19 protein-coding genes are annotated in these 21,728 nt (G+C 70.0%); 16 read left to right on the top strand and 3 right to left on the bottom strand.

The window, feature by feature from the left end; genetic code table 11:
* Window positions 1-87 precede the first annotated feature (87 nt).
* A complete protein-coding gene (locus tag AB0K21_RS05125) occupies window positions 88-1,449 on the bottom strand; it encodes an FAD-linked oxidase C-terminal domain-containing protein (RefSeq protein ID WP_343976541.1) in 1,362 nt (453 codons plus the stop codon).
* A 291-nt stretch (window positions 1,450-1,740) separates the two neighbouring features.
* Between AB0K21_RS05125 and AB0K21_RS05120 the strand changes: the two genes are divergently transcribed.
* Window positions 1,741-4,521, top strand: coding sequence for an immune inhibitor A domain-containing protein (locus tag AB0K21_RS05120; protein ID WP_343976544.1), 2,781 nt, complete (start codon window positions 1,741-1,743; stop codon window positions 4,519-4,521).
* A gap of 85 nt (window positions 4,522-4,606) precedes the next feature.
* Entirely contained in the window at window positions 4,607-5,545 is a 939-nt protein-coding gene (locus AB0K21_RS05115) for a diacylglycerol kinase family protein (RefSeq protein ID WP_343976547.1), read from the top strand.
* 125 nt (window positions 5,546-5,670) lie between these two features.
* Here the strand turns inward: AB0K21_RS05115 and AB0K21_RS05110 are convergent, their stop codons facing one another.
* Window positions 5,671-7,260: an NERD domain-containing protein kinase family protein gene (locus AB0K21_RS05110; RefSeq protein WP_364147943.1), complete on the bottom strand. Its 1,590-nt coding sequence runs from the start codon at window positions 7,258-7,260 to the stop codon at window positions 5,671-5,673.
* Between the two features lie 366 nt (window positions 7,261-7,626).
* On the opposite strand from AB0K21_RS05110, the gene AB0K21_RS05105 reads away from it, so the two are divergent.
* From AB0K21_RS05105 to AB0K21_RS05045, 13 genes are all read left to right on the top strand, one after another.
* Window positions 7,627-8,025: a phage holin family protein gene (locus AB0K21_RS05105; protein ID WP_364147941.1), complete on the top strand. Its 399-nt coding sequence runs from the start codon at window positions 7,627-7,629 to the stop codon at window positions 8,023-8,025.
* Window positions 8,022-8,678: a DUF3618 domain-containing protein gene (locus AB0K21_RS05100; protein WP_343976557.1), complete on the top strand. Its 657-nt coding sequence runs from the start codon at window positions 8,022-8,024 to the stop codon at window positions 8,676-8,678. The genes AB0K21_RS05105 and AB0K21_RS05100 overlap by 4 nt, the downstream gene beginning before the upstream one ends.
* A 403-nt stretch (window positions 8,679-9,081) precedes the next feature.
* Complete coding sequence (locus tag AB0K21_RS05095) at window positions 9,082-9,651, top strand: hypothetical protein (protein ID WP_343976560.1); 570 nt, start codon at window positions 9,082-9,084, stop codon at window positions 9,649-9,651.
* A gap of 9 nt (window positions 9,652-9,660) precedes the next feature.
* A complete protein-coding gene (locus AB0K21_RS05090; RefSeq protein WP_364147938.1) occupies window positions 9,661-10,131 on the top strand; it encodes a VOC family protein in 471 nt (156 codons plus the stop codon).
* A 103-nt stretch (window positions 10,132-10,234) separates the two neighbouring features.
* Window positions 10,235-11,488 carry an acyl-CoA dehydrogenase family protein gene (locus AB0K21_RS05085; protein WP_343976566.1) on the top strand — a complete coding sequence of 418 codons (1,254 nt, stop codon included), beginning with the start codon at window positions 10,235-10,237 and terminating at the stop codon, window positions 11,486-11,488.
* Window positions 11,488-12,315: a CoA ester lyase gene (locus AB0K21_RS05080; RefSeq protein ID WP_343976569.1), complete on the top strand. Its 828-nt coding sequence runs from the start codon at window positions 11,488-11,490 to the stop codon at window positions 12,313-12,315. Before AB0K21_RS05085 ends, AB0K21_RS05080 begins: the two co-directional genes overlap by 1 nt.
* Before the next feature lie 4 nt (window positions 12,316-12,319).
* The gene (locus AB0K21_RS05075; RefSeq protein ID WP_343976572.1) at window positions 12,320-12,757 is read left to right on the top strand and encodes an HIT family protein; all 438 of its coding nucleotides are present in this window, start codon (window positions 12,320-12,322) and stop codon (window positions 12,755-12,757) included.
* A 317-nt stretch (window positions 12,758-13,074) separates the two neighbouring features.
* The gene (locus tag AB0K21_RS05070) at window positions 13,075-14,274 is read left to right on the top strand and encodes a histidine kinase (protein WP_343976575.1); all 1,200 of its coding nucleotides are present in this window, start codon (window positions 13,075-13,077) and stop codon (window positions 14,272-14,274) included.
* Window positions 14,275-14,498: 224 nt separating this feature from the next.
* Window positions 14,499-15,260 (top strand): LytTR family DNA-binding domain-containing protein, encoded by a 762-nt coding sequence (locus AB0K21_RS05065; RefSeq protein ID WP_343976578.1) that lies wholly within the window; start codon window positions 14,499-14,501, stop codon window positions 15,258-15,260.
* The gene (locus tag AB0K21_RS05060; RefSeq protein ID WP_343976581.1) at window positions 15,257-15,742 is read left to right on the top strand and encodes a hypothetical protein; all 486 of its coding nucleotides are present in this window, start codon (window positions 15,257-15,259) and stop codon (window positions 15,740-15,742) included. The genes AB0K21_RS05065 and AB0K21_RS05060 overlap by 4 nt, the downstream gene beginning before the upstream one ends.
* A 49-nt stretch (window positions 15,743-15,791) precedes the next feature.
* Entirely contained in the window at window positions 15,792-17,291 is a 1,500-nt protein-coding gene (locus AB0K21_RS05055; protein ID WP_343976584.1) for a cation acetate symporter, read from the top strand.
* Between the two features lie 168 nt (window positions 17,292-17,459).
* Window positions 17,460-17,819, top strand: coding sequence for a DUF485 domain-containing protein (locus AB0K21_RS05050; protein WP_364148377.1), 360 nt, complete (start codon window positions 17,460-17,462; stop codon window positions 17,817-17,819).
* Complete coding sequence (locus AB0K21_RS05045; protein WP_343976589.1) at window positions 17,816-19,489, top strand: cation acetate symporter; 1,674 nt, start codon at window positions 17,816-17,818, stop codon at window positions 19,487-19,489. The genes AB0K21_RS05050 and AB0K21_RS05045 overlap by 4 nt, the downstream gene beginning before the upstream one ends.
* Before the next feature lie 70 nt (window positions 19,490-19,559).
* On the opposite strand, the gene AB0K21_RS05040 is transcribed toward AB0K21_RS05045, so the two are convergent.
* Window positions 19,560-20,483, bottom strand: coding sequence for an aldo/keto reductase (locus AB0K21_RS05040; protein ID WP_364147931.1), 924 nt, complete (start codon window positions 20,481-20,483; stop codon window positions 19,560-19,562).
* A 102-nt stretch (window positions 20,484-20,585) separates the two neighbouring features.
* Between AB0K21_RS05040 and AB0K21_RS05035 the strand changes: the two genes are divergently transcribed.
* On the top strand, window positions 20,586-21,683 hold the full coding sequence (locus AB0K21_RS05035; RefSeq protein WP_343976595.1) for an alpha/beta hydrolase family protein: 1,098 nt from the start codon (window positions 20,586-20,588) through the stop codon (window positions 21,681-21,683).
* The last annotated feature ends 45 nt before the right edge of the window (window positions 21,684-21,728 follow it).

Here is a 21,728-nt window from a genome sequence, read left to right as displayed (position 1 = left end):
CGGAATCCCGTGCTCGGCCTGACGGGAATCCGCGAAGATCCCACCTCTCTCCCTGCTAGGAGGGGATCCGGGAAAGCGGGAATCCGCTCAGATGGCCTTGCCGGGATTGAGGATGCCGAGCGGGTCGAAGACCTGTTTGATCCCGCGGTGGATCTCCTCGGTGACCGGCCCGGTCTCCATGGCCAGCCAGCGCTGTTTCAGCAACCCGACGCCGTGCTCGCCGGTGAGCGTGCCCCCCATCTTCAGGGTCTCCCTGAAGAGCTCGTCGGCCGCGGCCCACACCTCGGGCGGCGGTTCGCTCAGGGCCCTGTCGAAGACGAAGACGGGGTGCAGGTTGCCGTCGCCCGCGTGGGCGACCGTGGTGATCAGCACGTCGTGCTTGACCGCGATCGCCTCGATCTTCTCGATCATGTCCGGCAGCAGGGAACGTGGTACGCACACGTCCTCCACCAGGCACTTGCCCAGCCGTTCCTTGGCCTCGTACGCCATCCGCCGGACCTCGATCAGCTGCGCGGCCTCCTGCGCCGACGACGACACCGCCACGAAGGCCGCGCCGTTGGCGGTGCAGAGTTCGGCCATGCGTTCGGAGACGGCCGGGCCGTCCACCGCGTCCGACTGCGCGATCAGCATCGCCCGGGTCGACTCCTCCAGCCCGATGTTCCGCCAGTCGTCGATGGCCTTGAGCGTGTTCCGGTCGAGCAACTCCAGCAGGGACGGCTGGCATCCGGCCGCGATGATCGCGGAGACGGCGGCGGCGGCCTCCCTGAGGGAGGTGAACTCGGCCGCGATCGTCGCCGGGTAGACCGACGGCGCCCTGCGCAGCCGCACCGTCGCCGCGGTGATGACCCCGAGCGTCCCCTCGGAGCCGACGAACAGGCTGGTCAGGTCGTACCCCGTCACGCCCTTCACGGTGCGCCGGCCGGTGTTGATCACTCGCCCGTCCGCGAGCACGACCTCCAGGCCGAGCGCCGAGTCGCGGGTCACGCCGTACTTCACGCACCGCAGGCCGCCCGCGTTGGTCGCCAGGTTGCCGCCGATGGTGGAGATCTCGTAGGAGGAGGGGTCGGGGGCGTACATCAGCCCGTGCTCGCGGGCGGCCCGGTCCAGGTCGGCGGTGATGACCCCCGGCTCGACCACGGCTATCTCGTCGTCGGGGGACAGTTCCCTGATGACCGCCATCCTGTGCAGCGCCAGCACGACGCACCCCTCGACGGCGGTCGCCCCGCCGGCCAGGCCGGTACCGGCCCCCCGGGGCACCACGGGAACCCGGTGCCGGGTGGCCCATCTCATTACGGCGACCACATCGTCCCTGGTGTGCGCGAGCACTACGGCCAGTGGTTTACCGGGCTCAAGAAAGGTTCGGTCCCGGGCGTAGGAGTCGGTCACGTCGGAGTCCGTCAGCACCTTCTCCGGTGCGAGCGCGGCGACGAGTTCGGAGATAGCGGTCACAAGTGGACTGTACGGCCTGGCCCCGGGCGGGCGTTCGGCGGTACGCCGAACCCCCGTACGCCAATTCCGCACCTCATAGGGCCTTTGGCGGCGATTCCAGGCGGCATGGAGCCGGACTGTAGTGAAAATCACCACCATTCTCAGCAAAAGACACTTTATTTCATTTTTGCAACATCATTTGGTGCCCTGACTCTTGCTTTACCTTCTCGTCTAACGTCCCGGTTCGGTGCGCTCATCCGGCGCGCCGGAAATGTCCGCGCCCGGTAAACCCAGGCGCAGGGAGGGGACACGTTGTCGGGCAGACTCAGCAGAGGAGGCGCTCCCCGGCGCCTTCTCGCGATCGTTCCCGTGCTCGGCCTGGCCGTCACGGGACTGGCTGTGGGCGGTGCGTCGGCCGAGAGCGACTCCTCGGTCGCGCGGTACCAGCCGACCGCGGCCGACTACTACATCAACTACGCGCCGCCCAGGGACGAGCCGGAGGTCGGCGACCCGGCCGTGCCGTCGGCCAAGGCGCGCAAGACCGGTCCGTCCAGGAAGATCGACCAGAAGTACTCCGAGGGCAACCCCGTCGCCGCGCGGGTGCTGGCCGCCCGCGAGGCGGAGGCGATCAGGACGGGGCTCAACCCCGCCGATCTCCTTTTCAAGAAGGCGAAGACCCCCAAGACGGCCAAGCTCCTCACCCTGCTGGTGGAGTTCAACGACCAGGCGAACGACGACTTCTCCGGGTTCTCCCGTCCGGCGAGCGTGACCAGCGAGGACCCGGCCGAGTGCGTCACCGAGCCGCCGGGCACGCGGCTCAACGGCCCGCTGCACAACAAGATCCCCAATCCGGCCACGCTGTCCCACAAGGACAACAACAGCTTCTGGGTGCCGGACTTCAGCCCTGACCACTTCAACAAGATGCTCTACAGCACCGAGGGCATCACCCAGCGGGTCCGCACCGACCTGACCGACCCGCGGGACGGTCGCAAGGGCATAGACATCTCCAAGCACACCATGAAGAACATGTACGAGGAGATGTCCAAGGGCGCCTACACGGTCACCGGGCAGGCGAGTCCGTGGATCAAGGTCCCGCACTCCGAGGCCTACTACGGCGCGCGCGCCTGCGGCCAGCCGGTACAGGACATGAGCGGCCACCCGGACAACCCGCGCGGAGCCGGCCAGCTCGCCATCGACGCGGTGAACTCCCTGGCCGCCGCCGACCCGAACTTCCCGTGGGCCGACTACGACCTCGAGGACGTCGGTGACGCCGACGGCGACGGGAACTTCGCCGAGCCCGACGGCGTGATCGACCACCTGGTCCTGGTCCACGCGGGCAAGGACAAGTCCTCCGACGGCGGCGCCGAGGGCACCTACGCGATCTGGGCGCACTCCAGCGCGGTGGCCGGCGGCTACCAGGTGCCCGGCAAGAACGTGAAGATCTCCAACTACATCGTGCAGCCCGAGGACTCCGGCGTCGGCGTCTTCGCCCACGAGTACGGCCACGACCTGGGCCTTCCGGACCTCTACGACACCAGCGGCCAGGCGTCCTCCGCGGTGGACTTCTGGGACCTGATGTCCAGCGGATCGCACAGCGGCCCGATCTTCCAGTCGATGCCCACCCACATGAGCATCTGGAGCAAGTGGGTCCTCGGCTGGGCCAACCCCAAGGTCTTCAACCCCGGTGACCGCGCCCGCGCGGTGACGGTCGGCCAGGCCTCGCGCACGCCCAAGCTCACCGAGGACGGCGTCCGGGTGAACCTGACCAGCTCGCCGGTCACGATGATCGAGCCGCACAGCGGCACCAAGACGCTCTGGTCCAACTTCGACCAGGAGTGGGCCAACGTCAAGATCGCCCGCGACGTTCAGGTGCCCGCGGGGACCGACCTGAAGTTCTGGCTCTGGAACAACTACGAGATCGAGGACGACTGGGACTTCGGCTTCATCGAGACCTCCGTTGACGGCGGCACCACCTGGACCCAGCAGAAGGTCTACACCGACGGCGGCGCCCTGGTCTCCACCGACGACGACTACACCGACCCCAACGGGAACCTCGCCGCGTTCGGCGACAAGAAGTACGGCCTCACCGGCGCCACCGACGGCTGGCGGCACGACTACGTCGACCTCACCCCCTTCGCGGGCACGACCGTCAAGCTGCGCCTGACCTACAACACCGACGCGGCCTACACCCCGCGAGGCTGGCACGCCGACGACTTCGCCCTCACCAACGGCGCCCAGACCGTCTGGAGCGACGACCTGGAGGGCGGCCTCAACGGCTGGACGGCCACCGGCGGCAGCTTCAACAACACCAACGGCCAGGGCTGGGCCCTCAACGACGGCAAGCGGGAGGTCTCCCGCTTCTACCTGGCCGAGTGGCGCAACCTCGACGGGTTCGACAAGGGCCTGCAGTACACCTACACCACCAACTACTCGCGTGACGGCGCGTGGAAGGTGGAGAAGGTCAAGTACAACGCCCCCGGCATGCTCGTCTGGTACCGCGACTCGAACTACACCAACAACTCGGTGGCCAACAACCTCGAACTGGCGCCGAGCATCGGCTCCAAGGGCAGCCTGATCCTGGTCGACTCCCACTTCGACCCGCTGCGGCGGACCGGCGTGGCGGCCACGAAGGATCCCACCACGCTCAAGAACATGTCGGGACGCGTGCAGAGCTCGAACGCCGCCTTCTCCTTCGCCAAGACCTACCCCTTCACCGATTGCATCGAGGGGCCGGACGAGCCCTTCAGCACGTACTGCACCAAGGTGGACGGGCTGAAGGGAGTCTCGGAGTTCACCGACGCCAAGACCTGGTACCCCGGCTTCGAGGCGCGCGGCACCAGCCTGTACTACCGGGACTTCGACGCCTCGGTGGTCGTTCCCTCCAAGGGCGACCAGATGTACAGCACCCGGGTCGTCAACGCCGACGGCACCCCCGCCAACGACTGGTACGGGACCGACATGGGCGGCGGCCACGTCCTCGGCTCCGGAAACCCCGGTGACGAGGGCAAGGCGCTGGGCGTGAAGCTCAAGCTCGTCACCCCGCTGCCGGGTAACCTCGGCGCGATCGTTCAGGTCACCCCGCCCAAGGAGTAACCCCCCGCAGGAGTATGGCCCCGCCGTCACCGACGGCGGGGCCATACCATTTGAACGGGCGAACACCCGATCGGATAGGGGCAGCGTGGGAGAGCTTCGAAGCAAGGCCGAGCACACCGAGGCCATCAGGACCGAGGGCAGGGTCTGCGTGGTCGTCAACACGCGCTCGCGCCGAGGCCGGCGCCACTACCCGGAGGTGGTCCGCGCGCTGCGGGCCGCGGGGTTCGGGGCGATCCGCTTCTTCCCGGTGGTCGATCCCAAGCGGCTGCGCGCCACCCTGGAGGAGGCCCTGGCCACGGGGCCCGACCTGCTCGTCGTGGGGGGCGGCGACGGCACGCTCAGCTCCGCCGTCAAGCACGTCGCCCACCGCGACGTCGCCCTCGGCGTGCTGCCCCTGGGCACCACCAACAACTTCGTCCGCAGCCTCGGCGTCCCCCTCGACCTCGCCGGAGCCGTCGAGGTGCTGCGCACCGGCAAGGTCGCGGACATCGACCTGGGCATCGCCGGAGACCGCGAGTTCGCCAACCTGGCCAGCTTCGGGGTGTCGGTGGAGGTGGCGGGGAAGGTCAGGCACGGGGTGAAACGCCTTCTCGGCCGCGCGGCCTACCCGCTCACGGCACTGACGATCCTCCCGGGCCACCGGCCCTTCCGGGCCTTCCTCACCGTGGACGGCCGCCGCCACGAGCTGCTCACCCACCAGCTCAACATCGCCAACGGCCGCTTCCACGGCGGCTGGCAGGTCGCCAAGGACATCAGCATCGACAACGGTCGCCTGGTCGCCTACCAGCTCGGCTCGGGCAAGCGTCTGCGCCTGCTGGTGGAGACCATGATCCGGGCCGGTAGCGGCCGCTGGCGCAGCCTCGCGGGTGGTCCCTTCGTCGTGGGGCGCGAGATGCACCTGGAGACCGACCCGCCGCTGGCCGCCGACGTCGACGGCGAGGTCCGCCTGATGACCCCGATCACGATCCGCACCGTCCCCAACGGGCTGCGGGTGATGGTCCCCGAGGACTTCGTCGACTCCTGAGCCGCGTTGAGCGTCGCGACCGTGCCATCAGCCCAGCGTCGTCGATCCTCGCCGGCGCACCGGGGGAGGCGGCCATGTGCCGGGCTGCGGGTTGACCCCTGCCCCGCCGCGGGCCCGGTTCGCCTTCACGGCTGTTTTCCGGTGATCCGCCGGAATCTCATCCTGAGCCTGTCGAGCAGTGGTTTCTGTCCCGGCCCGCTCCCGCCACGGGGGCTCTCCTCGCGCCCGCCCCCGTTCCACGCGGGCGCGTGGGCGTCTCGCGGCTCGCGCCGCTCCGGGCGCTCGGGGGCCGCCACGCCGGTGTTCGCCGCGTCGGGGGCCTGGGGACGGGGGGCCGGTGCGCCGGAATCCGGCGCGGTGAGGGCCGGCGGGCGGGGGCGCCGCGCCCGCCGCAGGTCGGACAGGGCCTCGGCGGCGTCCGGGCGCTTGTGCGTCGCATGGTCGCGCATGCGCCGGAGCAGGTCCATGATCTCGGCGGACGCCTCACTTGAAGCGGGTTCGGCGTCGGGATTGGCCGGTGGGAGCTCCCCGGTCAGCAGTTGGAAGGCGATCACCCCGGCCGCGTACACGTCGGAGGCGGCGGTCATCCGCTCGGGCATGGCCTGGCACTCGGGGGCCGCGTAATGGGTGTCGAGCACGTTGGGTAGCTCGTTGGCGACGGTGTGCGCGCGGGGGCCCGGCTTGGCGTAGTCGAACCCGGTGAGCATCGCCCGGCCGTTCTCCGTCACCAGCACGCACGCGGGACTGAGCGCCCGGTGGATCACGTTGTTGGCGTGCACGTGGGCCAGGCCCAGCAGCATGTCCTCCACCACGTCCAGCCGGGCGGCGGTGGAGAGTGTGCGGGGGGAGGCGGTGAGGTGCAGGTGCAGCGCCTGACCGTGCACGTCGTCGAGGACCAGTACGAACCGGCTCTCGTCGTCGATGGCGAAGAAGTCACGGGCGCGCACCACGCACGGGTGCGCCGGGATCCTGGTGAGAGCCTGGTAGGCGTTGGTGATCAGCCGTCGTTCGGCCGCTCTCGGCTCCTCCTCCGCCAGGGGGTCGGCCCGGTAGACGCGCAGCAGGACCGTCTCGCTGCCGGGAACCGTCGCGTTGATCGCCCGGTACTCGGTGACCCGGTTGTCGCCGCCCAGCTGTTCCTCCACCTCCCAGCTGCCGAAACGCGGCGGCGCCGTGGAGCGTCGCACGCTCCCGTTGAGCGCCTCGATGATCGCGGTGCCGTACGGCGCGGTGTCCGTGGTGTGGCCGCGCCTGACGCGGGAGACGTCACTGAGCGTGCCGACAAGCCCGGCCAGGTCGGTGACGTGGCGGGAGTCGCGGCCGGCCGGGTCGACCAGCTCCGCGTCGGCCCCGGTGAGCACCACCAGGCTGTCGACGTAGACCCGGTCCAGCTCGCGCCGCTCCTGGGTGAGCAGTCCCTTGAGCGCGCGCCCGTTGCCGCGCAGCTTGGCGACGGGGGAGCCGAACGCCTCCCGCCGCAGCGGGAACCAGCGGTTCCCCGCGACCTCGATCCTGCCCCGGGTGCCCTTGACGTCGATGACGCAGAGTGAGTGGCCGGTCAGGACGATCACGTCCACCTCGAAGGTGTCGTCGCCGCGGGGCACCTCGATGTTGTGCAGCAGCAGCCAGTCCGGTGGGGCGCTGTCTCGCAGGTGTGCGATGACCCGTCGCTCGGCGTCGTTGACCGGGCTTCCGCCGCCGACGATCTGTGCCATCTCTAGCGTGCCGCCTTCCTGATCGTGCTCATCGTGTCACGCAGTATCTCAAGAGGCTCATCTTCGCCCGTACCTTTACTTTTCCACCACTCGGACACGCGGGCCTCCCTATGATCATGGCCTAGTCCTGGCCGGGAGACGTGATCGGCGTGTTCGGCACGTCGGGCGGCCGTCGGATCCCGGGTGGCAGGCGGGGTGTCGCGGCCGGTCGGGAGGCCGAACGCCCTCCTCGCCCGCCGCGGCTCCCGCGGGCCGTGGTGATGGGGCGGTGTTACCCCTGTGGCTTCCGTGGGCATCGCCGCCGGGCCGATGTTTGCCGCGGTGGGACAGGGTAGGCGTCCTTTCCTGTAAGGGAGGAGGCAGTCCATGGTCAACACCAAGGAGTCACTGCCGACGTCCGAGCTGATCCGGCAGATGTCGGAGCAGGTCTCGCGTCTGGTCAGGGACGAACTCCGCCTGGCCAAGGCGGAACTCACCGAAAAGGGCAAACACGCGGGAATCGGCGCCGGGCTGTTCGGCGGGGCAGGAGTCGTGGCCCTGTTCGGGGCAGGCTCTCTGGTCGCCGCGGTGATCCTGCTTCTCGCGTACGTGATGCCCGCCTGGGTGGCCGCGGCGGTCGTGGGCGTGGTGCTGCTGGCCTTGGCCGGTGTGCTCGGGCTCTCCGGCAAGCGCCAGGTCGCCGAGGCGGCCCCGCCGACCCCCGCGCGGACCATCGAGAGCGTCAGGGACGACATCTACGCGGTGAAGGAGAGGGCCCACCGATGACCGAGACAGACCCGGGGGGATCCGACCGGCCCCGGGCCGAGGCTGGAATCACCGGATCCCGAAGGAAAAGGGTCGGTGCCCCGATAACGCCGGAGGAGAGGGAGTCGCTGAACATCCCGCCGAAGCAGCCGTACGGCACGCCCGGCGGGGATCTCGACGTCCCGGAGTCCGAGCGCGACGGCACGCCCCGGCCTCCGAGCGTGGCCGCCGGTGCCACCCCCCACGCCGACACCGCCGACACCGGTGTCGGCGAGACGAAGACCGGCAAGATCATCAAAAAAGACGAGAACGACGTGGAAACCGTGCGGCGGGATATCGAGGACGCCCGCCGCGAACTTGGCGACACTGTGGAGGCACTGGTGCACAAGACCGATGTGAAGGGCCGTTTTCAGGAGACCGCCGCCCATGTGGGTGAGGACCTGCGCAGAGCGAGGGCGGCGACCGCCACCACCGCCACCGAGATGGTCGAGCGGGTGAAGGAGGCGACTCCCGAGGTCGTCGGCCGGGTCAAGGAGGCGACCCCCGCCGAGATCAAGGAGGCGGCGGAGAAGGTCACGGCCGAGGCGGGCAAGCGCCCCGTTCTGACGGTCGCGGCGGTGGCCGCGTTCGCCCTGGTCGTCTTCCGGATGCTGCGGAGAGGAAGGAAGCGGTAGCCGTCCGGCGACACCGGCAGGGCCGTCCCCGACGACTCACGGAGGGCGGCCCGAAGCCCTCGGAACCACCCTGGCGGGGCCGACGAGGTGACGCGAACCGCCGGATCTCCGGAGATCCGGCCAATAGCCATGCGCTCAGGCGAGCCAAACTCAGGTCTGCCGGGGTAATCTGACCGTTTCCGGGCGGGCGGCGGACCCCCTCCTCTCCGCCTGCCCGGACCTTCCCGCCGCCGATGTCCCGCGGAACCGCCTTCGCTCCGCCCGGACCTTCGCAGCGGCCTGCACCGACCAGGCCGTATTTTCATAGCGAAAGGCGAAGTATCCGGACTCAGGCACATGTGTGGCCGAGCGCATGTAGCGTTCTCGGGCAGGACATGTTCTCGGGGGACACACGGGAGGTCTCATGCGCCACGCTCTCGGGATCGCCGCAGGCCTCGCGCTCATCGCGGCGGCCCTTTCCCCGCTACCCCAGGCCCAGGCCAGTTGTGTCAGCGCGGCCAGGAAATGCCAGGCCAAACCGCTGATCGGTATCGAGGTGGCGGCCAGGGCCACGTCCCCGGCGGCCTCGGGCGGGCAGGTCTCCTACACCCTTGACTACGCCATGACCCTGACCCCGTCCTTCGCCCCCTACTGGGGCACCTTCTGGGTGGGGGGCCGCTTTCCCGCGGGGCGGGGCCCCAGCAGGGCGGTGCTGCTCGACGCCACCGGTAAGCGGGTCGCCGTCCTGCGCTGCCGCGAGCACTCCGACGGTGTCTGGTGTGCCGCGGGCAGCCACATCCCGCACCGGGGGAGAGTGGTCCTCACCGCCCGTACCGGGGGCAAGGGCGTGACCAGACTCGGTTTCGACAGTTTCGAGGAGCTCGACCGCAAGGAGTCCGAGCGGCGCTTCAGCCGGCGGGAGGCGCGCGCGCGATTCTGCAACCACCGTTTCACCGCGACCGTCACCACCGTCACCACGACGCCGGACTCCTGAGGAGACGAGTTGGGCGCCGCACTGACCGATGTGCACCACCTCAAGATCTGGGTGAGCGACCTGGCGCGGAGCCGTTCCTGGTACGAACGCGTCCTGGGGCTGGAGCACCACACCAGCTTCGAGGACGAGGACGGCGTGATCAGGGGCATGAGCTTCGAGGTTCCCGGCGCCGCCTCCCAGATCGCGCTGCGCCAGAACCCGGACCTGGCCAGGGCGCTCTTCGACGCCGATCCCTTCGCGCTCCAGGTCACCTCCTCCGGGCTCGACGCCTGGGTCGCCCACCTCGACGACCTCGGCGTCCCGCACAGCCCGATCATCAGGGCCTCCTCCGGTCACGCGCTGGGCTTCGTCGACCCCGACGGCGTCCAGATCCGGCTGTACGCCCCGGACGAGGAGGTCCACGCCACCCAGGTGGGCCCGGGGGGCGTCTACCGATCAGGACCGGCCCCAGGCTTCGCTCCCGGGCGGGACCGAGCCTGAGACACCCGCCGCCGGAGCGGCGGCAAGCCCCGGGCAGGGCCTTCCCGTGGTCGCCGGGGGTTCCGACGGGGGTCCGTGGCCCCGGCCGGGGCGATGCGAGATCATGTCCCTGCGGCACCTGGTGAAGTACCTCCAGCAGGCCAGGACCGGCCCGCTCACCCCCCTGCGGGACCGCTTTCCCCGAAAGGACCTCGTGATGGACTTCGAACTCAACGAGGAACAGCAGCTGTTCCGCCGGACCCTGCGGGAGTACGTCGACAAGGAGATCGTGCCGGTCGCCCCGGAGTGGGAGCGGACCGGCCGCTACCCCACGGAGATCGTCGAGGGCTTCCAGCGGATGGGACTGTTCGGGATCACGATCCCCGAGGAGTACGGCGGGCTGGCCCTGGACCGGGTGTCGTTCGCCCTGGTCTTCGAGGAGATCGCCCGCGGCTGGATGGGCGTGGCCGGGGTGCTCGGCTCGCACTCCCTGGCCGCCTGGATGATCGCCACCCATGGTACGGAGGAGCAGAGAAGCGCCTATCTGCCGGACCTGGCCACCGGTGTCCGCCGTACCGGCATCGCGCTGACCGAGCCGGCGGCCGGCACCGACCTGCAGGGCATCCAGACGCGGGCCGTCCGTGACGGCGACCACTATGTGATCAACGGCACCAAGACCTGGATCACCAACGCCCGGCACGCCGACCCGATGCCCGTGCTGGTCAAGACCTCCCTCACCGATCCCGCGCACCGGGGCATGTCCATCATCCTGGTCGAGGCGGGAACTCCCGGCTACACGGTCAGCCGCGACCTGCCCAAGCTCGGCTACAAGGGCACCGAGACCTGTGAGATCGTGCTGCAGGACGTGCGGGTCCCGGCCTCGGCGCTGCTCGGCGGGGTCGAGGGGCGGGGCATGCAGCAGGCGCTTTCCGCCCTGGAACTCGGCCGGGTCAACATAGCGGCCCGTGCCGTCGGCGTCTCCCAGTGCGCCTACGACGCCGCGCTGAGCTACTCGCGCGAGCGCCACGCCTTCGGCCGGCCCATCTCCGACTTCCAGGCCATCCAGCTCAAGCTCGCGGACATGGCCACCGACATCCAGGCGGCCCGGCTGCTGACCTACTGGGCGGCGGTCCGCTCCGAGAACGGCGCGGTGAACTCCGAGGCCGCGATGGCCAAGTACTTCGCGTCCGAGGTGGCGCTGCGCACCACCATGGAGGCGATGCGGATCCACGGCGGGTACGGCTACTCCCAGGAGTTCGTCCTCGAACGCCTCTACCGTGACGCGCCCCTGATGGCCATCGGTGAGGGCACCAACGACATCCAGCGGATGGTCATCGCGAAAGCTCTCATCTCGGGTACCGCTAAAGTCGGATGGTGATGCGATCTGCCCTTTATGTCCCAGGTGACCAGCCCGAAAAACTCGCCAAGGCGCTCGGCAGGGGAGCCGACAGCCTGATCGTGGACCTTGAGGACGCGGTCCTGCCCGTGCACAAGGAGGCGGCCCGCGCGGCCGTCGCCGCGTGGCTGCGCGGGCTCGGCCCCGACACCCCCGAGATCTACGTACGGATCAATCCCGGCGCGGCCGGACACGACGACCTTCGGGCGGTCGCCCTGCCCGGGGTGCGCGGAGTCTGCGTGGCCAAGACCGAGTCGGCCGCCGAACTGGAGGCCGTCGACGCCGTGCTCGCCGCCGCGGAGGCGGCCCAGGGACTGCCGGGCGGCTCCATCGTGGTGTGCCCCCTGCTGGAGAGCGCCGCCGCGATCCTGGCGGCCCCGGAGATCGCCAGGGCGCCCCGTGTCTCGCGCCTGCAGATCGGCGAGGCCGATCTGCGCGCCGACCTCGCGGTCGAGACCGGCCCCGACGAGCGCGAGCTGCTGTGGGCTCGCTCCCAGGTCGTCCTGGCCTCGGCGGCCGCCCGGCTCGCCCCGCCCCTCGCCCCGGTCAGCACCGACTTCCGCGACCTCGACGCCCTGCGCGTCTCCACCCTCGCCCTGAAACGCCTCGGTTTCCGCGGCAGGGCCTGCATCCACCCCGCCCAGGTGGCCGTCGTCAACGAGGTCTTCACCCCCTCGGAGGAAGAGCTCGACCGGGCTCGTGACCTGATCGCCCGCTTCGAGGCATCCGGATCAGGTGTCGTCACCGACGCCAGGGGCCAGATGGTCGACGAGGCGGTGGTGAGGGCCGCCCGCCGCCTCCTATCCTGACGTGATGCCAGGTGAACGGTGTCTGTTCTGCGCCATCGCGACCGGAGAGCACCCGGCCCACGTCGTTCTCGCGGACGGCGTGGCCGCGGCCTTCCTGGACACGCGCCCGGTCTTCAAGGGCCATGTCCTGGTGGTCCCGCTGACCCACGTCGAGACGCTGGCGGACCTGCCGGTGCCGATGGTCGGCCCGTTCTTCGAACGCGTCCGTGCCGTCGCCGCCGCCGTAGAGTCGGGCCTGGCGGCGGCCGGCACGTTCGTCGCGGCGAACAACCGCGTCAGCCAGAGCGTCCCGCACCTGCACGTCCACGTGGTCCCCCGTAACCGCAAGGACGGCCTGCGCGGCTTCTTCTGGCCCCGTACGAGATACGACGACCCCGCCGAGGCCGAGACCTACGCCCGCCGCGTCCGTGAGGCCCTCGGCCCCGCCCCGCCGGCCTCCTGAACGACCCCTTCCGGCCTCGGGGGCGGTGGCGAGGGGTTTCGCGGGTACCCGTCCGCGTCGCTCGCCGGAGCGGGCTTCCCGAGTGGGTCCGCCCGGGACGGGGGCTTGTCCGGAGAGCGAGGGCCGGTCGTCCGGGGAGGCCTGCCACGCTATTTGATCTACATCGTAAAGGCGCTCGGGACGGCCGCCGGCCGCACACCACAGGAGGGCCGGATCGCCGCCAGGTGGAGCTCGTCCCCGTTCTGACCGGATACGGAAGGTCGGTGTGATCCGCATGGGCCGGGCGCGGGTGGGGCCGGGCGTATAAGGTCCGGAGCGTGGAACCCGTCATCGCCGTGTTGCTGGTCGTCGCCCTGATCGGGGTACCCGCCCTGGTGCTGTGGCGGGTGTTGCGAGGACGCAGGGAACTGGGCAGCAGCCCGGCCGAGCGGGCCACGTTCGAGACCCTGCACACCGCCTCCCTCGCCGCGCCGCCGCTGCGGGCCGGGCTGACCGAGGCGGGGGCGCAGAAGGCGTCCCGGCACCTGCGGGAACTGCTGGGCTCCCCGGCGCTGGCGGTCACCGACGAGGAGAGGCTGCTGGTCTACGACGGCGAGGGCGACGACCATCACGCCCGCGAGGCGTTCACCCACGCCGCCAAGACGCTCACCGGGGGCCGGACCCGGGTCCTCGGCCCCGAAGTCGTCTGGTGCGATCTTCCCGAGTGCCCGATCAGGTTCGCCGTGGTGGTGCCGCTGACCACCGACGGGCGGGTGGTCGGTTCCCTGGCCGCGTACGGCGGGCACGCCTCCGCGGGGCTGGTCAGGGCCGCCCACGAGGTCGCGAACTGGGTCGACTCGCAGCTGGAGCTGGCCGAACTCGACAGGTCCAGGACACGCCTGATGGAGGCCGAGGTCCGGGCGCTGCGCGCGCAGATCTCCCCGCACTTCATCTACAACTCGCTGACGACCATCGCCAGCTTCGTCCGTTCCGATCCCGACCGCTCCCGTGAGCTGTTGCTGGAGTTCGCCGACTTCACCCGCTACTCCTTCCGGCGGCACGGGGAGTTCACCACGCTGGCCGAGGAACTGCGTTCCATCGACCGCTACCTCACCCTGGAACGTGCCCGCTTCGGCGACCAGCTTCAGGTGACGCTGCGCATCGCCCCGGAGGTGCTCGCGGTCGCGGTTCCGTTCCTGTGCCTGCAGCCGCTGGTGGAGAACGCGGTCCAGCACGGGCTGGAGAGCAAGCCCGGGATAGGGCGCATCTCGATCGTCGCGGAGGACGCCGGGGCGGAATGCCGGATCAGTGTGGAGGACGACGGCGTCGGCATGGAACCGGACCGCCTGCGCCGCATCCTGGCCGGTGACGCCGACGAGCGCTCGGGGGCGGGAGGAGTGGGGCTGGTCAATGTGGACGAGCGGTTGCGCCAGGTCTACGGGGACGAGTACGGCCTGGTGGCGGAGACGGCCAAGGGGGCGGGTACGAAGGTCAGCGTCCGCCTGCCGAAGTACCACCCGGGTGTCTCCGTCCGTTGAACCGTGCCCGCTCGGCCGCCCGGCTCGCGGTCAGGTTCCCTCGGTGCTCTGCCCGTCGGCCCGCCGTGCCGTCCGCCGGTCGCCCGCCCGGCCGCCGGGCTCTCCAGCGTGACCGGCCCTCCGAATCCGATTAAGTCTTCCCCCGGAATATGAAAAAGTTGACAGGCGATGTCTAATTCATCACCCTCTAGAAATTCCCGCGTGAACGACCTGGAGGAGTGACCGTGACCGGCCTGCGTGTCCTTGCGGTGGACGATGAGCTTCCCGCGCTGGAGGACCTGGCCTACCTGCTCCGGGACGACCCCCGCATCGGAGAGGTCTCCCTGGCCAGGGACGGGGCCGCCGCGCTGCGCGTTCTGGACCGGGCGATCGCCGACGGGCGGCCGATCGACGCGGTCTTCCTCGACATCCGGATGCGCGGTCTGGACGGGGTGGTGCTCGGCCGCCTGCTCTCGCAGTTCGCCAACCCGCCCCGGGTGGTCTTCGTGACGGCCTACGAGGAGCACGCGGTGGACGCCTTCGAGATCAAGGCGGAGGACTACCTGCTCAAGCCGGTGCGGCCGGAGCGGCTGGCCGAGGCCATCCGGCGGGTGTTCGTCTCGGCGGAGCTGCCGGAGAGCGAGGGCGCGGGCCGTGCCGACCCCGACACCATCCCGGTCGAACTGGGCGGTGTCACCAGGTTCGTGGCCAGCACCGAGGTCCGCTACGTCGAGGCGCAGGGTGACTACGCCCGCCTGCACACCGCGGGCGGCAGTCACCTCGTGCGCATCTCGCTGGCCACGTTGGAGGAGCGCTGGTCGTTGGCGGGTTTCGTCCGGGTGCACCGCAGCCACCTGGTCGCGGTCAAGCACATCGACGAGTTGCACATCGACTCGGGCCGGTGCGTGGTCCGCATCGGCGAGACCGAGATACCGGTCAGCCGCCGCCACACCCGTGAGCTGCGCGACCTCCTGGTCCGCCGGGCGCGCAAGGGCAGGCAGGAGTGAGCCGGGACCCGGGGGCCAGGGAGGAGGCCGAGCCGCGCCGGTGGATCACCGACCGGTCGCGCAAGGATGCCGAGCGGTCGCGTAAGGAGCCCGACCGCTCACGCAGGGAGTCCGAGCGGCCGCGGCGCGAGGTGGTGACCAGCCCTCGCACCATGGCCCCCCGCCATCCCCGCTACCCGGTCACCCGGGAGATCGACGAGCAGACCCGGCTGGGTGAGATCTACATGCACTCGCTGGTCCGCACCCAGTTCCGGCTGGCCCTGTTCGTCTGCACGGTGCTGGGCTGCGTGGTGGTGGGGCTGCCGCTGCTGTTCCTGCTGGTGCCCGAGTTGCACGCGGTCCGCCTGCTGGGGATCCCGCTGCCCTGGGCGGTGCTGGCCGGTCTGATCTACCCGGCGTTCGTGATCGGTGCCTGGCTCTACGTCCGGCAGGCGGAGCGGAACGAGCGCCACTTCGCCGAGCTGGTGGACAGGGCCCGTTGACCCCCCTTCAGGGCCGGGAGCCCGAGGTCTCCACACCGGGAGGCGTCAGATGAGCACCGCGTACGGTGTGACGGCGGTCGTGCTGGTGGTGCTGGCCGCGGTGCTGATCGGCGCCTTCGGGATCCGGCTGTCGCGGACCACCTCCGACTTCTACGTCGCCTCCCGCACGGTCTCCCCGCTGTGGAACGCCTCGGCCATCGGCGGGGAGTATCTGTCGGCGGCGAGCTTCCTGGGCGTCGCCGGGCTGATCCTCACCTACGGCGCGGACATGCTCTGGCTGCCGGTCGGCTGGACGGGCGGTTATCTGGTGCTGCTCGTGCTGGTCTCGGCTCCGCTGCGCCGTTCGGGCGCCTACACGCTGCCGGACTTCGCCGAGGCGAGGCTGGAGTCGATGGCGGTGCGGCGGATGGCGGGGGTGCTGGTCGTGCTGATCGGCTGGCTGTACCTGATGCCGCAGTTCCAGAGCGCGGGCCTGGTCCTGCGGGCCATCACCGGCGCCCCGGAGTGGGCGGGGGGCCTGCTGGTGGCGGCCGTGGTCGCGGTGAACGTGATGTCGGGGGGCATGCGGTCGATCACGTTCGTGCAGGCCTTCCAGTACTGGCTGAAGCTCACGGCCCTGGCCGTGCCGCTGGCGTTCCTGTTGCTGGCGTGGCGGAGCGGGGGAGCCCCGGGGCTGAGCGAGCGGGATGTGGCGACCTGGGCGTTGCCGCTCTCCAGCGGCAGGGAGTACGGCCTCTACTCGACCTACTCGCTGATCCTGGCCACGTTCCTGGGCACCATGGGGCTGCCGCACGTGCTGGTCCGCTTCTACACCAACCCCGACGGCCGGGCCGCCCGCCGTACGACGCTGGTGGTCCTGTCGCTGCTCGGGGGTTTCTACCTGCTGCCGGCCGTCTACGGCGCGTTGGGCAGGATCTACGTCCCGGAGCTGGAGGGCAGTGACACGGTGGTGCTCACGCTGCCGGGGCGGCTGATCGGCGGTGTGGCCGGTGACCTGCTGACGGCGTTGGTGACGGCCGGGGCGTTCGCGGCGTTCCTGTCGACCTCCTCCGGGCTGACGGTCTCGGTCGCCGGGGTCATCGGGCAGGACATTCTCAAGGGAGGGGTGCGGTCGTTCCGGGCGGCGGCGGTGCTCGCCGTGATCGTTCCGCTGGGCCTGGCGGTCCTGGCCCGTTCGCTGCCGGTCGCCGACGTCGTCGGCCTGGCGTTCGCGGTGGCGGCCTCCTCCTTCTGCCCGTTGCTGGTGCTGGGCATCTGGTGGCGGCGGCTGACTCCGGCCGGGGCGATGGCGGGGTTGCTCGTCGGTGGCGGCCTGGCCTGCGGCGCGGTTCTGATGACGATCGGAGGGGGGCCTTATCCCGGTCTGGTGGGTGCCATGCTGGCCCAGCCCGCCGCGTGGACGGTGCCGATCGCCTTTCTCGTCATGGTGCTGGTCTCGCTGCTGACGCCGGGACGTATCCCGCCGAACGTGGCCCGTACGATGGTGCGCCTGCACACCCCGGAGATCCTCAACCTGGATCGGGGTGACTGGCGGCCCCGCTCCTCCTGACGGGTCCGGCGAGCCGCCCGGCCGGGGTCTCTTCGGCGGCGACCGTTCGTCGCGCGGGACAGACCTTTCACCGCAAGCCGCGTCCAGCTGAACGCGACGCGGCGGCGCCTCGGCGAAGAGTTCGCGAGCGGGTCTCCACGAGGGGTGGCGTCTCCTCCTACGTTGTCCGTGATCCAGATCACATTTGTGGGAGGTCTTGTGACCGCCAGGCAACATGACTCATCGGTCTACGAAGAGATTCAGGCCGGTGAACAGTTCCAGGAGTTGAAGAGGCGTTTTCGGGCCTGGGCGTTCCCGATGACCGCGGCGTTCCTCGGGTGGTACCTGCTCTACGTCGTCCTTTCCGGCTGGGCGCGTGACTTCATGGGCACGAAGGTCCTGGGCAACATCAACGTGGCGCTGATCTTCGGTCTGCTCCAGTTCGTGTCGACGTTCGGGATCGCCTGGGCCTACTCCCGTTTCGCCGAGAAGAAGCTCGACCCGCTGGCTGACGAGATCCGTCACCAGGCCGAGGGGAAGACCGAATGAGCCACCAGACCCTGTCCACGATCCTGTTCCTGCTCTTCGTCGCGGGAACGCTGGGGATCACCTTCTGGGCCAGCCGCAACACCAAGGACGCCACCGACTTCTACGCCGGTGGCCGGTCCTTCAGCGGTGTGCAGAACGGCCTCGCCATCGGTGGCGACTACATGTCGGCCGCGAGCTTCCTGGGCATCGCCGGGATCATCGCGCTGTCGGGCTACGACGGCTTCCTGTACTCGATCGGCTTCCTGGTCGCCTGGCTGGTGGCGCTGCTGCTGGTCGCCGAGCTGATGCGCAACTCCGGCAAGTTCACCATGGCCGACGTGCTGGCCTTCAGGATGAGCCCCCGTCCGGTCCGTACCGCGGCGGGTGTCTCCACCATCACGGTGTCGATCTTCTATCTGCTGGCCCAGATGGTCGGCGCGGGCGCGCTGGTCGGTCTGCTGCTCGGTGTCACCTCGCCGACGGGCAAGGCGCTCACGATCGTCGGTGTCGGCGTCCTGATGATCGTCTATGTGGTCGTCGGCGGGATGAAGGGCACCACCTGGGTGCAGATCGTCAAGGCGGTGCTGCTCATGGGCGGTGCCACCCTGGTCACCCTGCTGGTGCTCGGCCACTACGGTTTCAACCTGTCCGGCCTGCTCGGCGACGCCGCCGCGCAGAGTGACAAGGGTCAGGCGTTCCTTGAGCCCGGCCTGAAGTACGGCACCGAGGCGCAGGGCATCGCGGGCAAGATCGACCTGATCAGCCTGGGCCTGGCACTGGTGCTCGGCACCGCGGGCCTGCCGCACATCCTGATCCGCTTCTACACGGTTCCCACCGCGCGGGAGGCACGTAAGTCGGTGCTGTGGGGCATCGGCATCATCGGCGTCTTCTACCTGCTGACCCTGGTGCTCGGCTTCGGCGCGGCGGCGCTGGTCGGCGGCCAGGCGATCACGGCGCAGGACAAGGCGGGCAACACGGCGGCGCCGATGCTCGCCGAAGCGGTCGGCAAGGCCATCTTCGGCGACGTCGGAGGCACGATCCTGCTGGCCGTCATCGCGGCGGTCGCCTTCGCCACGATCCTGGCGGTCGTCGCCGGGCTGACGCTGGCGTCGAGTTCCTCCTTCGCCCACGACCTGTACGCGCACGTGTTCAAGCGCGGCAACGTCACCGACCGGGAGGAGGTGCTGGTCGCCCGGATCTCGGCCTTCGTCATCGGCGCGGTCGCCATCGGGCTCGGCATCCTCGCCCAGGGGCAGAACGTGGCCTTCCTGGTGGCGCTCGCCTTCGCCGTGGCGGCCTCGGGCAACCTGCCCGCGATCCTCTACAGCCTGTTCTGGAAGCGGTTCAACACCGCCGGCGCGGTCTCGGCCATCTACGGTGGCCTGGTCTCCGCGCTGGTCCTGGTGGTCTTCTCGCCGGTCGTCTCGGGCAGTGCCACCGCGCTGTTCCCCGACGCGAACTTCGCCTGGTTCCCGCTGAGCAACCCCGGTATCGTGTCGATCCCGCTCGGTTTTCTGGCCGGGTTCGTCGGCGCGCGCCTCAGCAAGGAGTACAGCGCGGGCAAGTACGCGGAGATCGAGGTCCGTTCGCTCACCGGCATCGGCGCCGAGCAGGCCACCTCGCACCAGCCTGTCGGCGGGGTCCAGCGGCTGCCCGGTACCGACCCTGAGCTGGAGCCCAGTACCGACTAGGTTCCGATGTGGCACAGCCTGAATTTGACCGGGGCCCGGCCGCACCGCGGCCGGGCCCCGTCGTGTCCTTCTAGCGGGACGCCTCGTCCAGCAGGGCCAGCTCGTCCTCGGACAGCGTCAGGTCGGCGACCGCGAGCAGCGGCCGAAGCTGCTCGACGTTGCGGGCGCTGGCGATCGGCGCGGCCACCGTGGGCTGGGCGGCCAGCCAGGCGAGGGCGACGGTGGCCGGGGCGGCTCCATGGGAGGCGGCGACCTTGTCCAGGGCGTCGAGCACCCTTGGCCCGCGCTCGGAGTGGAGGTACTGCGACGCCTGGCCCGCGCGGGGGCTGTCCACCGTGATCCCCGGCCGGTACTTGCCGGTCAGGAAGCCGCGGGCCAGGCCGAAGTACGGTGTGCTGGTCAGCCCGGCCTCGGCCACCACGTCTCGCAGTGCCCCCTCGTAGTCGCGTTCGAGAAGGTTGTAGTGCTGTTGCAGCACCCCGTACCGCGCCAGGCCGTCCCGTTCGGAGATCTCCAGTGCCTCCGCGAGCCGTTCGGCGCTGTAGTTCGAGGCGCCGATGTTCCGTACCTTGCCCTCGGTGACCAGGTCGTCGAACGCGCCGAGGGTCTCCTCCAGGGGGGTGGCCGCGTCGTCGATGTGGGCCCAGTACAGATCGATGTAGTCGGTACGCAGCCGCCGGAGCGAGTCCTCGACCGCCGCTCGGATGTTGGCCGCCGACAGCCCGGCGCGGCCGTTCAGTGAACCCACCTTGGTCGCCACCACGATCCGGTCACGGTTGCGGCGGGAGGCCGTCCACTCGCCGATGACGGTCTCGGACTCACCGCCGACGTGTCCGGGCGCCCACGCGGAGTAGACGTCCGCGGTGTCGATGAAATTGCCGCCCGCCTCGGCGTAGGCGTCCAGGACCGCGAAGGAGTCGTTCCGGTCCGCGGTCCAGCCGAATACGTTGCCGCCGAGACAGAGAGGAAACAGGTTCAGCTCAGAAAAGCTCATGGGCTAACTCTATTTCTCGAGTAATCGCGCGGGTACGGGGCATCGGTGACAGCCGTCGGAGCACTATTATGTGCGGCGTCAATAAGACTGTCGGAGGCTCCCATGGCACCCGGTTCACGGTTACGCGGACTCCTCGTCGGTGCTGTGATCGCGGGCGGTCTTTTCGTCCTGGCGGTGGCCGCCGCGATCGCCCTGATCTCCAACCAGCGCGGGACCGTCGCGGACCCGCCGGCCCCTTCCACCTCGGAGCGGCCCCGCACGCCGGACGCGTCCAGGAGACCGGGAGGGGGTCTCGACGGTGTTCCCGACGGTGTTCCCGACGGTGTTCCCGACGGTGTTCCCGACGGTGTCGAGGTGGTCGGGGAGAAGCGGTCCGGTGGCCGCCGGATGGACCTGACCCTGCGCTCGGCGGCCCTCGACGACGTCACCCGGGTGCGGCTGCTGCTGCCCAAGGGCTGGTCCAGGGACGCGGGCAGGACCTGGCCGACGCTCTGGCTGCTGCACGGGGGGCTCGACGACTACGCGGGATGGTCGAAGTCCGACGTCGAGAGGTTCACGGAGAACGATCAGGTCATCGTGGTCATGCCCGACGGCGGCAAGTGCGGCAGCTACTCCGACTGGTACAACGGCGGCGAGGGCGGGCCGCCCAGGTGGGCGACCTACCACCTCAAGGAGCTGCTTCCGCTGCTGGAGAGCAGGTACGCCGCGGGCAGGGAGCGGGCCATCGCCGGATACTCCATGGGCGGCCAGGGCGCGATGCTGTACGCGGCGGCCGGTGGTTTCAAAGCCGCGGCCTCCTTCAGCGGCGCGGTGCACATCCTCATGCCCGGGGTCGACCTGGCGGTCATGCTCGGCACCACGGCGGGCTGTTTCGGCACCGACTGGAAGCGGATCTGGGGTGATCCGCGGGAGAACCGCGAGGTGTGGGAGCGGCACGACCCGTACCATCTGGCGGACAGGTTGCGCGGGGTCCGCCTTTACCTGGCCTCGGGCGACGGCGGCAAGAGGGACGGTGAGCTCTTCGGGGACATCACCGAGGAACTCGCCAACAAGGCGACACTGGCCTTCGCCGGTCGCCTGCAGTCGCTGGACATTCCCTTCCAGCCCCACTTCTACTCGGGGCGCCACAACATGACCTACTGGAACCGGGAACTCCGCCGGGCGCTGCCCATGCTCCTGGAGGCTGTCGGAGCCCGATGAGCCCTTTGCGGCTGCTCCCGCCGACCGCGAGGACGGATATTGGAC

The organism is Streptosporangium sp. NPDC049248, assembly GCF_040678965.1.
GTDB lineage: Bacteria > Actinomycetota > Actinomycetes > Streptosporangiales > Streptosporangiaceae > Streptosporangium > Streptosporangium fukuiense.
Note: the sequence above shows the minus strand (reverse complement) of the source record. Positions and strands in the feature narration are given on the sequence as shown.

Excerpts from the sequence above, each read along its gene's own strand:
- AB0K21_RS05080 (WP_343976569.1), top strand. The coding sequence starts at position 11,488 with ATGCGATCTGCCCTTTATGTCCCAGGTGACCAGCCCGAAAAACTCGCC.
- AB0K21_RS05045 (WP_343976589.1), top strand. The coding sequence starts at position 17,816 with ATGAGCCACCAGACCCTGTCCACGATCCTGTTCCTGCTCTTCGTCGCG.
- AB0K21_RS05085 (WP_343976566.1), top strand. The coding sequence starts at position 10,235 with ATGTCCCTGCGGCACCTGGTGAAGTACCTCCAGCAGGCCAGGACCGGC.
- AB0K21_RS05105 (WP_364147941.1), top strand. The coding sequence starts at position 7,627 with ATGGTCAACACCAAGGAGTCACTGCCGACGTCCGAGCTGATCCGGCAG.
- AB0K21_RS05095 (WP_343976560.1), top strand. The coding sequence starts at position 9,082 with ATGCGCCACGCTCTCGGGATCGCCGCAGGCCTCGCGCTCATCGCGGCG.
- AB0K21_RS05100 (WP_343976557.1), top strand. The coding sequence starts at position 8,022 with ATGACCGAGACAGACCCGGGGGGATCCGACCGGCCCCGGGCCGAGGCT.
- AB0K21_RS05110 (WP_364147943.1), bottom strand. The coding sequence starts at position 7,260 with ATGGCACAGATCGTCGGCGGCGGAAGCCCGGTCAACGACGCCGAGCGA.
- AB0K21_RS05055 (WP_343976584.1), top strand. The coding sequence starts at position 15,792 with ATGAGCACCGCGTACGGTGTGACGGCGGTCGTGCTGGTGGTGCTGGCC.
- AB0K21_RS05040 (WP_364147931.1), bottom strand. The coding sequence starts at position 20,483 with ATGAGCTTTTCTGAGCTGAACCTGTTTCCTCTCTGTCTCGGCGGCAAC.
- AB0K21_RS05075 (WP_343976572.1), top strand. The coding sequence starts at position 12,320 with ATGCCAGGTGAACGGTGTCTGTTCTGCGCCATCGCGACCGGAGAGCAC.
- AB0K21_RS05035 (WP_343976595.1), top strand. The coding sequence starts at position 20,586 with ATGGCACCCGGTTCACGGTTACGCGGACTCCTCGTCGGTGCTGTGATC.